Source organism: Mesorhizobium sp. M0166, from assembly GCF_040322255.1.
In the GTDB taxonomy this organism is placed as follows: Bacteria; Pseudomonadota; Alphaproteobacteria; order Rhizobiales; family Rhizobiaceae; genus Mesorhizobium.
Genome location: NZ_JAMYTD010000049.1, coordinates 32,502 through 43,318 on the forward strand (window position 1 = coordinate 32,502; position 10,817 = coordinate 43,318).

The window sequence follows — 10,817 nt, forward strand, 5'->3', positions numbered from 1 at the left end:
GGATATCATTCCGCCGGCGCCACACCCACCTGGCCGGCGACTTCCTGGTCGAGTTCGGCGAGGAAATCGGTGATGCGCGCTGCATTGTCGCCAAGGTCGTGGCGACCGTAACGCGAGGCCGAGCGCATATCGACGATGACCGCATCGCCGTCGTCGCTCACGCGGATGGCGACATCGGCGGGAAGGCCAAGCAGGAAGCTCTTGGCCAGCGCATCGACCGTCACGTCGCTTTGCCCTGCTGCGTCTGGAAACGGCGCCGTGAGCTGCCAGCCGCCCCGATCCAGCACGGTTTTGACCGCCTCCAGAACGCGATCGAGAGGCAAGGTGTAGCTGCGTCCGGTAACAAGCGGATAAGCCTCGATTTGCAGGCGCTGCTCGCCGGGCGTCGGCGGCAAAAGCTCGTTCATGTCCTTTGTCCGGGTAGAAATATCGAGCGCCGGCGGGTCGTCGAAATCCGTCGAGATGTCGCGCAGCGGCGGATAGGTCGCCGCCCAATAGGCCGCGACAGCGTAAGGGATGAGCACCAGAAGCGCCAGCAAGGCGCCGGCGGTCAGGTCTTGGCCGCCACGATCACCGAAGTTCCAGAATCGCGCGAAGGCAAACCCGGCAAACAAAAGCGCAAACGCGGCCAGCAAGGCGACAATGCCAAGCACCCATAGGAAAGCTTGGGTCTCAACGAGGTCATAGCGATGGCCGATGAGAGCGGTCAGCAGCAGGACTGCCGAAAACGCGCCGGCGCGCCGCGACCAACCGGCAGCCCTCGACGTTTGTCGCTCGGGAATTCCCGTCATTGTTTTCCGCGCTGCCCCAACCCGAATCAAGGCATAGTGCCTTTCAGCGGCGGCTTGAAGGCGCAAAGACGCCGCATCTCCGGTCAATCCGTCGGCAGGTGATAGTCCCGGAACTGCTGGCGCAAGGTAATCTTCTGGATCTTGCCGGCAGCGGTGTGTGGGATTTCGCCGACAAAAGCGACGTCGTCCGGCATCCACCACTTCGCCACCTTGCCGTCCATGAAAGCGAGAATATCCGTCTTGGTCGGCTCCCTGCCCGGCTTGCGCACGACCACCAGTAAAGGCCGCTCGCCCCATTTCGAATGCGGAATGCCGATGGCGGCGGCCTCCGCCACATCGGGATGGCCGACCGCGAGGTTCTCGAGCTCGATGGTCGAGATCCATTCGCCGCCCGACTTGATCACGTCCTTGGCGCGGTCGGTGATCTGCATGTAGCCGCCGGGATCGATGTGCGCGACGTCACCGGTATCGAACCAGCCGTCTTCATCGAACTGTTCGGCTCCGATGCCGCCATAATAGGCGCGCGCGACAGCCGGCCCGCGGACCTTGAGCCGGCCGAAGGTCTTGCCGTCCCATGGCAGTTCGTTGCCGGCGTCGTCCGTCACCTTCATTTCGATGCCGAACGGTGTAAAGCCTTGTTTCTGCTGGACGCCCAGGCGGGCCTCGCCCTCCAGCCCGGCGTAGTCCGGCTTCAGGGTGCACAGCGTGCCGAGCGGCGACATCTCGGTCATGCCCCAGGCGTGGACGACCTGGACATCGTAATTGTCCTGGAACTTCGTCGTGATCGCGCGTGGACAGGACGAGCCGCCGATGACGACTTTCTGCAGATAGGGTAGTTTCTTGCCGGTCTCTTCCAGATGCTGGAGGAGCATCATCCACACCGTCGGCACCGCGGCGCTGAAGGTCACCTTCTCGGTGTCGAGCAGCTCGTAGAGCGAAGCGCCATCCATCTTGCAACCGGGCATGACCAGCTTGGCGCCGACCATCGGCGCGCTCTGGCCAAGGCCCCAGGCATTGGCGTGAAACATCGGCACGACCGGCAGTATGGTGTCGCGGGACGACATGCCCATGGCGTCGGGCATCGCGGCGATCATGGCGTGCAGCACGTTCGAACGATGGCTGTAGAGGACGCCTTTCGGATCGCCCGTCGTGCCCGAGGTGTAGCACATGCCGGCGGCGGTGTTTTCGTCGAATGTCTTCCAGGCGAAGTTGCCGGCGGCTTCAGCAAGCCATTCTTCGTAGGCAACCACATTCGGCAGCGCAGTCTCCGGCAAATGCGCATTGTCGGTCAGCACGATAACCTGTTTCAGCGACTTGACCGCGCCGGCGATCTTTTCAAGCAGCGACAGGAAGGTCAGATCGACGAAGATCGCCTTATCCCCGGCATTGTTCATGATCCAGGTGATCTGCTCGGGAAAGAGCCGCGGGTTGAGCGTGTGATAGATGGCGCCGACACCCATGATGCCGTACCAGGCCTCGATGTGGCGCGAAGTGTTCCAGGCCAGGGTCGCAATGCGGTCGCCAAGCCCGAAACCGTCACGCTCGAGCCGCTCGGCAACCTTCAGGGCACGATCGTGGATTTCGGCATATGTGCTGCGCACGATCGGCCCCTCGATCGAACGCGACACGATCTCGCGGCTGCCGTGCTGCCGCTCGGCGTTGTCGATCAGTTTGTGGCAAAGCAGCGGCCATTCCTGCATCAGCCCGAGCATCTTGTTCCTCCCGTTATTTTTTTGCGCCATTGTGGGACGAACCGGCCGATTGTCCAGCCAGAACCGGGCTGAAGCGGTGCATGGAGCCAAATGAGGCGAAATTCGCCACAATCCGGCCATGCTCGGCGTTAACGTTGATTAACAGGCGGGGCGCGATTGGCGAATGAAAGAGGTTCGCATGGACGCGCAGCTCGACGACAAAGCCCTCGAAAATACGCTTGCCGAAAGTCTGGCCGATCTGGTGGCGGCCGATGTCGCGCAGGCCGATCTGGTGCCCGACGCCAAAGCCGTTTCCGAAGATGAATTCGTCGAGGTCGTCGGTGGCGCCCTCGAGGCGGTCGGCGGCACGCTCTTGTTCAAGATGTGCGTCGAGAACCAGGGCGAAAGTCAGCACGTCGCTGCCGCCTCCGTCGGCGATGGCGGCAATCGCCAGTTCCTGCTGCTCACCTTGCCGACCAGCGGTGGTGCGCTGAAGGTCGAGACCACCTCGAAAAGCAGCAATCCGGTGGCCGGCATTGCCGCCGCCTATGCCGGGCTGATGGACGCATTCCAGGCCGCCGCCTGATTTTAGGCCGGATACCGGAGGAAAGCGCAAGACTGCCACCCGCGGGCGACGCCCGCCGGTGGCTGCCAGGTCTTGCGCAATGCGCTTGCCAGGCACATCTTGGCGTTGATGCAAGGAGATCCGATATGGACCAGATCGCAAACCCGTCACCAGGCTCTCAGCGGAATCCGGGCAAGGTCATTACCGTCGAACCTTACAAGGGCACCGTGACGGTGCGCGCCGGCGATGTCGTCATCGCTTCGTCCAGCAAGGTCAAGGTGCTGACCGAAGCGCCCTACCCTCCCGTTTTCTATATTCCGTTCGGCGACATCGACTTCAAACAACTTGGCAAGACCGAACACTCGACCCATTGCCCCTATAAGGGCGATGCCAGCTATTGGAGCGTGCTGCCCGCCGGCGATGCAGGCAAGGATGCGATGTGGGCCTATGAGCGGCCGTTCGACGAGATGGCCGATATCCGCGACCACGGCGCATTCTATCCGAACAAGGTGACCATCGAGGCCACGCCCGACTGATCAGTCGGTAGTGCCTTGGTCGCCGACGCCGTCGGCATCGTCGAGACGCACGAAGGTGAGGCCCTTGGCCTTCAGCGCCAGAAGTCCCTGCACCACGCCTTCGCCGGCCGCATGGGTCGGCTGGTTGATGTGAGCGATGATGACGTCGCCGTCCTTTGCCGCGGCAATGCGCCGGGCGGTCTGTTTTGCGCCGAACAATGAGCCGCCATCACCGTTGATTGAGAATCCGGCGATCTTGAAACCAAGCTTGCGTATCATCGCGATTGCCGACGGGCTGTATTCGGCGGTTGCGCCGCGAAACCATTTCGGCGCCGGTTCGCCGGTCACGGCAAGAGCGGCAGCACCCGATTCGACCTCGGCCAGCACGGCTTCCGGGCTGCCGGCACTGCGAATGCCGTAGATCTTTTGCGGCGTGTCGACGGCCGGGACATGGCGGCCGCCATGGTTTTCCAATTCAAACAGTTCGGGATGCGCCCGCATGATCTCGACAGCGGCGGCGTTGTGCTTGAGCCAGATGCCGGTGACGAAAATGGTGGCAGGAATCTTGTTTTCCAACAGCGCCAAAAGAATCCGTGTGTCGGTCCTTCCGCCGCACGCATCGAGCGTCAGCGCGACGCGGCCGCTGCCCGCCTCGGCCTTGATGTGCAGCGTCGGTGCGACGAGCAACTGGGCGTTGCCAGGAGAAACAGCCCACAGCGATATCGCAATGGCGCAAAAATACTTTTGGAACGGGCGCATCGATTATTTCCAGGTCGGCCGGATCAAAATTGAAGCGGCGACCCCAAGGCCGCCATCAAGGCGGAAATCGGGACGATGCCCCTGCAAAAGCGTCGGCAGCGGCAATTTGACCGCCGGCCCGGCCTTTGGCAAGCGCGAGGTCACAATGCGTGCTCCACGTCCTTAACCTTACGTGAAAGGATCGCGCGCACCGCGTCGACCACCGCTTTGACCTCAAGTCGCCAGACGCAGCAAGCCTTGCTCGGATCGGGACGGCGGCACAGGTCCCTGGCTATGCACTCGCAAGGCATGGAGGGCCGCGGCGTAACGCTGGCCACGCCGACAGGGCCCCAGACGGCCGGTTCGGTCAGACCGAACAGGCCGACAACCGGCGTTCCGGCGGCGGCGGCCATGTGCATCGGGCCACTCTCGTTTCCCAGAAACAGGCGTGCCTGGCCGAGGACCGCCAGCAGCGTTGCCAGCGACAGCGCCCCGACCACGTTGACGACCGGCGAAGCGGCCTTGGCGACGATGCGCTCGGCAGATGCCCGTTCATCGGAGCCGCCGACAAGCAGGAAGTCCAACCCGGTCTGCCGTGAGATCTCGTCGATCGCCAGCGCAAAACGTTCCGGCTGCCATTGGCGCCCCCGGAAGCTCGCTCCCGTATGAACGGCTATGAAGGCGTTACGCCGAAGATGATGCCGGTCAAGAAGCGCCAATGCCTTGGCGGTCTCCAGCGGCAGCGGCTCAATCTTTGGGACCGGCGCACGCAACTCCACGCCGAGCGCCTCAAGTGGCGAAAGATAGCGGTATAGATAATGCTGGCCACCAAAGCCAAAAGGCTTGGCCAGGACGTTGGCGGGCTGGCGTTCCAGCCAGCGCAACGGTTTTTCGGGAGGATCATATCCGACGCGGGTCTTGGCGTTGACGAGCCTGACGATGATGCGTGAGGTTTTGGAATCGGCCAGGTCGATGGTCAGGTCAAACCGGAACCGGCGCAGAGCGCGCACCATCGCGTAAAGCTCGCGACCACGCTGCACAGGGGTGCCACGCATCCGTACGCGTCGGAACGCCACCACGTCCGAGGCGATGCCATGAGCCAACAGGAAACTGGCAAAGTTCGCCTCGCAAAGGAACACGATCCTGGCCTTGGGATATTGGAGGCGCAGGTTTCTGGCGAGCGCGGAAGCGAGGACAAGATCGCCGATGAATTTCGTCTGGAGGATGAGAATCGAGCGGACGTGCGTGGGCGGGTTCTGCAACACGTGTTTCTGGCACCGGGGCGGGTTCGGGGGCCGGAAACTGGGCAGAAACCGATGTCGGGATTTGGAGCCGACACACGCACGTTCGCGTGAATTCGGTTACAAATCGGTAAGGTCAGATGCCGGCGGACTGAAACTCTTATCTGCGGCCGTTCTTTGTGGCCTGCAGCACCGCTTGCGCGGGGGATCTATCGGTTCAAGATCGACCAGATTAAGTCGAGGCGGAACCAGGTTACAGTGCGTGTTCCATCCCCTTGATCGTGCTTGAAAGAGTTCACGCAGTGCCCCAACAAACTGTCTGACCTGTTCGCGCCCAACCAGCGGCACCGTTCTTTGGCGATACGGTTAAATATCGCTCGCGCGTGGCTTCACGACAGGCCTTGCTTGCTAGAACTCTGACTCCCACCCAAACACTGACCAAGGTCAGAGCGAGGTGGATTCACCGTCTGCTGTCCTGCGGCTTCTGATGCAGGTCCTGGCTCTTCGACCACCAGACAAAATACAGCGAGCCCATCTTCATCACAGGCACGCGGCGGTCGCGTTCCCGCGCTCGCAACTCACGATAGGTCTTCATCTTCAGAGTGCCGCCAGGCAACCTGATACGCACTGCCATCGGTCCGCCTCCCGTTGTGCCACGCAGCAATTTTCGTGCAATGCGGTAAGTAGAGACCTTCCGTTACGGGAGAGTCAACAGCAGCGTCATCAACTTATTTTGCGAGCTCGCCTGTGGAGGTCAGGGCGGGCTTCCCAGGCGCATGGCAAGCCGAAAAAATTTCTGCGTCACCCTCGCGACTGGTCGCCAACCAGGCGCTGGCGGTTCGACCACCAGGTGAAATAAAGCCGGCCGAGCTTGACGACGGGAATGCGGCGGGCGCGCTCGCGGTCGCGCAATTCGCGGTACACTTTCATCTTCAGCGTGCCGCCTGGCATTCTGATACGCACTGCCATCGCTTCCGCCGCCCCAAATTGTGCAATGCAGCATCAAAGACCTTCCGTCGCGGAAGAGTCAACGCCCGCCCGCCGACTTTTTCTGGGATTTGTCGAGCGGTCTCGGAAGTTTTGGCACGCACGGCGGTTCCTGATCCTGCACGGAAACGTCACGCCCAGCCGGGATCGTTGGGTGCGGGGGCTATTTCCTGGGCGAGGACTTGTTGGGCGAGGATGGGCGATCGGACATCCCGCTCGGCCACCAGATGACGAAGTAATTGCCGACCTGCCAAACCGGCACCTCGCGCTTCTGCTCGCGCCGCCGCAGCTCGTCCCTTTTCTTGATCTTCAAAGTCCCGCCTGGAAGCCTGATTCTTATCGTCACATGTCCTCCCGCACCCCTCCAGGTACGACGATAGGCGTAACAGTTTCATCCCGGCTAAGCAATTTCATCCAGGTCGAGCAATTTCGGGCGCGATAGACTCGGGAACCGGGACGCGAGCGAAATCGCCGGAATCGGCTTCATTTGAAGAAATCCGCAATGCCGTCGATGGCCAGCACCGCATAGACGATCGGTCCGGCGATGAACGCACAATAGAGACAGAGGATCGCCGCCAGCACCAGTAGCAGCGGCTTGTCGCGGCCGACGGCGCGGAGCTCGGACTTCACCGTCCAGCGCGCCGCGGCGGTTTGTTCATCATCAGACATGTGCACCATCCCGTCGCCATTTCACACGGCGGATCGAAAACATCAACCTTCCTTGCCACGCGGAGGAATCGTCGGCGGGATCGATTCACGCTCTGGCTTTCGCAGCCTGCACTGCCGCTTGCGCGGCGGCCAGCCTGGCGATCGGCACCCGGTAGGGCGAGCACGAGACGTAGTCGAGGCCGACCTTCTCGCAGAAATGGATTGAGGCTGGGTCGCCGCCATGTTCGCCGCAAATGCCGAGCTTGATGTCGGGCCGCGTCGCCCTGCCCTTGTCGGCCGCCATCCGCACCAGCTCGCCGACACCCTCTATATCGAGCGACACGAATGGATCCTGCTCGATGATGCCTTTTTGCCGGTAGGTCTCAAGGAACGAGGCCGCGTCGTCGCGCGAGATACCGAACGTGGTCTGGGTCAGGTCGTTGGTGCCGAAGGAGAAGAATTCGGCCGCCTCCGCGATAACGTGGGCGCGGATTGCGGCGCGCGGTAGTTCGATCATCGTGCCGGTCAGATAAGCGATTCTGACACCGGTCTCCTCCATCACGCTTTTGGCGACGGCGTCGATGCGTGCCTTGACGAAGTCGAGCTCCTTCACCAGCCCGACCAGCGGCACCATGATCTCCGGCACCACCAGCGCGCCGGCCTTCCTGCCGGCCTCGACGGCCGCCTCGAAAATGGCTCGTGCCTGCATCTCGGCGATTTCGGGATACGAGACGGCAAGCCGGCAGCCGCGATGGCCGAGCATCGGATTAAACTCGTGCAACGCTTCGGTGCGCCGCCGGAGCTTGTCCGGCGACACCTTCATGGCGGCGGCGACCTCGGCCACCTCCTCCTCGGTCTTGGGCAGGAATTCGTGCAGCGGCGGATCGAGCAGGCGGATCGTCACCGGCAGCCCGGCCATGATCTCGAACAGTTCGAGGAAATCGGCGCGCTGCATCGGCAACAGCTTGGCCAGCGCCGTTCGCCGCTCCTTTTCCGTATCGGCCAGGATCATCTCGCGCATGGCAACGATGCGGTCGCCGTCGAAGAACATGTGCTCGGTGCGGCAAAGGCCAATGCCTTCGGCGCCGAAGGAGCGCGCCATGCGCGCATCCAGCGGCGTCTCGGCATTGGTGCGCACCTTCATGCGGCGCGCCCCGTCGGCCCATTCCATGATGGCGGCGAAATCACCCGAGAGTTCCGGCTGCAGCATGGGTACAGCGCCCTTCAGTACCTGGCCGTTGCCGCCGTCGATGGTGATGATCTCGCCCTTGCGGAAGGTCGCTCCCATCGCCATCAGCGTGCCGGCCTTGTAGTCGACGCGCAGCGAGCCTGCGCCCGAAACGCAGGGCTTGCCCATGCCGCGCGCAACAACGGCGGCGTGGCTGGTCATGCCGCCGCGCGTCGTCAGGATGCCTTCGGCCGCATGCATACCATGGATGTCTTCGGGGCTGGTCTCGATGCGCACCAGGATCGCCTTTCGGCCTTGTGTCTTGGCCTCCTCGGCGTCGTTGGAGGAAAACACGATCTCGCCGGTGGCAGCGCCCGGCGAGGCCGGTAGGCCAACGCCGATGATGTCGCGCGCCGCCTTCGGATCGATCGTCGGATGCAGCAACTGGTCGAGCGAGGCCGGATCAATGCGGGCGACGGCCTCCTCCTTCGAAATCAGGCCATCCCTGGCCATGTCGACGGCAATCTTCAGCGCCGCCTTGGCGGTGCGCTTGCCGGACCTGGTCTGCAGCATCCACAATTTGCCGCACTCGATGGTGAATTCGAGGTCTTGCATATCGCGGTAATGCTTTTCCAGACGGTCAGAGATGCTGACGAAAGCCTGGAAGGCGTCCGGCATCAGCTTCTGCAGCGACGGCTTGTCGGAGCCGGCGGCAATGCGCGCCGCCTCGGTGATGTTCTGCGGCGTGCGGATGCCGGCAACGACATCCTCGCCCTGCGCGTTGACCAGGAACTCGCCATAGAGCTGATTTTCGCCGGTCGACGGGTTGCGGGTGAAGGCAACGCCGGTAGCCGAGGTGTCGCCCATATTGCCGAAGACCATGGCCTGGACATTGACTGCCGTGCCCCAGCTTTCGGGAATGTCGTGCAGGCGCCGATAGGTGATGGCGCGGTTGTTCATCCAACTGGAAAACACCGCGCCGATGGCGCCCCACAGCTGCTCGTTCGCATCCTGCGGAAACGGCTTTCCGAGCTCCTCCTCGACCTTGGCCTTGTAGAGCGCGATTACGCCTTGCCATTCGATTGCTGTTAGCTCGGTGTCGAGCTCATGGCCGAGGCCGCCCTTCTGGTCTTCGAGGATCTCCTCGAACACCTCATGGTCGAGGCCCATAACCACGTCGGAATACATCTGGATGAAACGGCGATAGCTGTCATAGGCAAAGCGCGGATCGCCTGAATCGGCGGCCAAGGCTTCGACCGTCTCGTCGTTGAGGCCGAGATTGAGCACGGTGTCCATCATGCCGGGCATGGAAGCGCGGGCACCGGAGCGCACCGACACCAAAAGCAGTTTCGACGGATCGCCGAAACGGCGCCCGGTCAGCCGGCCAATATGGTCGAGGGCAACCGAAACATCCGTCTCCAGTGAGGCCGGATAGGTGTGGCCGTTGGCGTAATAGGCGTTGCAGACTTCGGTGGTGATGGTGAAGCCCGGCGGCACCGGCAGGCCCAGGCTGCACATTTCGGCAAGGTTGGCGCCCTTGCCGCCGAGCAGATTGCGGTCGCCCGCGCGACCTTCCGCGGTGCCATCGCCAAAGGTATAGACCCACTTGGTCATGCTTGCTCCCGGGTTGCAGACGGATGGAAATATTAGCCAATCGAGCGATATGATGGTGCGGTGCGAAAGGCAAGGCATCGGCCAAGCCGGCCGGCCCGTACAATCGATTAAGGAAAAGCGGCGCCGAAAAGACTTGCTTTTTGGAGAGCTTTGTTTGAGAACATAACGAGAACAAATGGACAGAGCGATGAGAATGGCCGGAAAGCTCGATGTTTGGAAATGACTGCGACATGCAGCACGCTGGACAGCCTGAAGGCTTTCTACAGCGCGGCCTTTTCGTGGTCGTTCACCGATAATAAGGGGCCGACTTATTCAGCCTCTGCCGAAGGGCTTGACGTCGGTTTTCGGGCGGATGGCCAAGATGTGCCGGCCAAGCCGCTGCCGGTGCGCTATTCCGAAAGGCTGGAGGAAACGTTGAGCGCCTTGAGAATGCCGGCGCCACCACTCGTCAGGCCGATCTTGTCATTTCCCGGCGCCAGGCAGTTTCCATTTCGTCGACCCAGCGGATAATTGGCAGCTTAGGTGAATAGGCCCGTTGAATCTGACGATTGCAAGACCGGTGAATCGGTCGCGCGTAGTCAATTTGTCGGGATTGAGCTTTCCCTCGGCTCGTCCTATAAGGCCGCGCGCACAGCGGGCACGCTCCGGCTGTTGGGGCGTCGCCAAGTGGTAAGGCATCGGTTTTTGGTACCGACATTCCCAGGTTCGAATCCTGGCGCCCCAGCCAAGTTCAAGAGGGTCCATTCCGGACACATAGGTTACGGTTTATACCTATTGACCTTGCCCCTCTGATCTAATCCGGTTTGAAGTTCGTTCTGGCCATCGAGAGGACCAGGACATGAAACGCAGCCGCTTCTCT

Annotated in this window: 11 protein-coding genes and 1 tRNA gene; 3 read left to right on the forward strand and 9 right to left on the reverse strand. The window is 62.0% G+C overall.

Annotated elements, in window-relative coordinates; translation table 11 throughout:
- Positions 1–5 precede the first annotated feature (5 nt).
- Entirely contained in the window at positions 6–791 is a 786-nt protein-coding gene (locus tag NKJ46_RS30515; protein ID WP_352493314.1) for a DUF1499 domain-containing protein, read from the reverse strand.
- Positions 792–874: 83 nt separating this feature from the next.
- Complete coding sequence (locus NKJ46_RS30520; RefSeq protein ID WP_352493315.1) at positions 875–2,503, reverse strand: fatty-acid--CoA ligase; 1,629 nt, start codon at positions 2,501–2,503, stop codon at positions 875–877.
- Between the two features lie 178 nt (positions 2,504–2,681).
- On the opposite strand from NKJ46_RS30520, the gene NKJ46_RS30525 reads away from it, so the two are divergent.
- Both NKJ46_RS30525 and NKJ46_RS30530 read left to right on the forward strand, forming a co-directional pair.
- Positions 2,682–3,068 (forward strand): hypothetical protein, encoded by a 387-nt coding sequence (locus NKJ46_RS30525; RefSeq protein ID WP_352493316.1) that lies wholly within the window; start codon positions 2,682–2,684, stop codon positions 3,066–3,068.
- A gap of 125 nt (positions 3,069–3,193) precedes the next feature.
- Positions 3,194–3,583: a DUF427 domain-containing protein gene (locus tag NKJ46_RS30530; RefSeq protein ID WP_352670383.1), complete on the forward strand. Its 390-nt coding sequence runs from the start codon at positions 3,194–3,196 to the stop codon at positions 3,581–3,583.
- Here NKJ46_RS30530 and NKJ46_RS30535 read toward each other — a convergent pair whose 3' ends face one another.
- The 7 genes from NKJ46_RS30535 to ppdK form a co-directional block, all read right to left on the reverse strand.
- Positions 3,584–4,321, reverse strand: a complete 738-nt coding sequence (locus NKJ46_RS30535; protein ID WP_352493318.1) for a polysaccharide deacetylase family protein — start codon at positions 4,319–4,321, stop codon at positions 3,584–3,586.
- A 140-nt stretch (positions 4,322–4,461) separates the two neighbouring features.
- Positions 4,462–5,565, reverse strand: a complete 1,104-nt coding sequence (locus tag NKJ46_RS30540) for a glycosyltransferase family 9 protein (protein ID WP_352670386.1) — start codon at positions 5,563–5,565, stop codon at positions 4,462–4,464.
- Positions 5,566–6,001: 436 nt separating this feature from the next.
- Positions 6,002–6,175, reverse strand: a complete 174-nt coding sequence (locus tag NKJ46_RS30545) for a hypothetical protein (RefSeq protein ID WP_352465314.1) — start codon at positions 6,173–6,175, stop codon at positions 6,002–6,004.
- A 167-nt stretch (positions 6,176–6,342) separates the two neighbouring features.
- Positions 6,343–6,510, reverse strand: a complete 168-nt coding sequence (locus NKJ46_RS30550; RefSeq protein ID WP_352670388.1) for a hypothetical protein — start codon at positions 6,508–6,510, stop codon at positions 6,343–6,345.
- Between the two features lie 181 nt (positions 6,511–6,691).
- A complete protein-coding gene (locus NKJ46_RS30555; RefSeq protein WP_023721750.1) occupies positions 6,692–6,841 on the reverse strand; it encodes a hypothetical protein in 150 nt (49 codons plus the stop codon).
- Between the two features lie 170 nt (positions 6,842–7,011).
- Positions 7,012–7,197 carry a hypothetical protein gene (locus NKJ46_RS30560; protein ID WP_352493321.1) on the reverse strand — a complete coding sequence of 62 codons (186 nt, stop codon included), beginning with the start codon at positions 7,195–7,197 and terminating at the stop codon, positions 7,012–7,014.
- Between the two features lie 85 nt (positions 7,198–7,282).
- Positions 7,283–9,958 carry a pyruvate, phosphate dikinase gene (gene ppdK / locus NKJ46_RS30565; protein ID WP_352493322.1) on the reverse strand — a complete coding sequence of 892 codons (2,676 nt, stop codon included), beginning with the start codon at positions 9,956–9,958 and terminating at the stop codon, positions 7,283–7,285.
- Between the two features lie 652 nt (positions 9,959–10,610).
- On the opposite strand from ppdK, the gene NKJ46_RS30570 reads away from it, so the two are divergent.
- A tRNA-Gln gene (locus NKJ46_RS30570) sits at positions 10,611–10,685 on the forward strand.
- The last annotated feature ends 132 nt before the right edge of the window (positions 10,686–10,817 follow it).

Bases quoted from the DNA above. Each gene is read 5' to 3' on its own strand.
- ppdK (WP_352493322.1), bottom strand. From the start codon at position 9,958: ATGACCAAGTGGGTCTATACCTTTGGCGATGGCACCGCGGAAGGTCGC.
- NKJ46_RS30530 (WP_352670383.1), top strand. From the start codon at position 3,194: ATGGACCAGATCGCAAACCCGTCACCAGGCTCTCAGCGGAATCCGGGC.
- NKJ46_RS30545 (WP_352465314.1), bottom strand. From the start codon at position 6,175: ATGGCAGTGCGTATCAGGTTGCCTGGCGGCACTCTGAAGATGAAGACC.
- NKJ46_RS30525 (WP_352493316.1), top strand. From the start codon at position 2,682: ATGGACGCGCAGCTCGACGACAAAGCCCTCGAAAATACGCTTGCCGAA.
- NKJ46_RS30515 (WP_352493314.1), bottom strand. From the start codon at position 791: ATGACGGGAATTCCCGAGCGACAAACGTCGAGGGCTGCCGGTTGGTCG.
- NKJ46_RS30560 (WP_352493321.1), bottom strand. From the start codon at position 7,197: ATGTCTGATGATGAACAAACCGCCGCGGCGCGCTGGACGGTGAAGTCC.
- NKJ46_RS30535 (WP_352493318.1), bottom strand. From the start codon at position 4,321: ATGCGCCCGTTCCAAAAGTATTTTTGCGCCATTGCGATATCGCTGTGG.
- NKJ46_RS30520 (WP_352493315.1), bottom strand. From the start codon at position 2,503: ATGCTCGGGCTGATGCAGGAATGGCCGCTGCTTTGCCACAAACTGATC.
- NKJ46_RS30550 (WP_352670388.1), bottom strand. From the start codon at position 6,510: ATGGCAGTGCGTATCAGAATGCCAGGCGGCACGCTGAAGATGAAAGTG.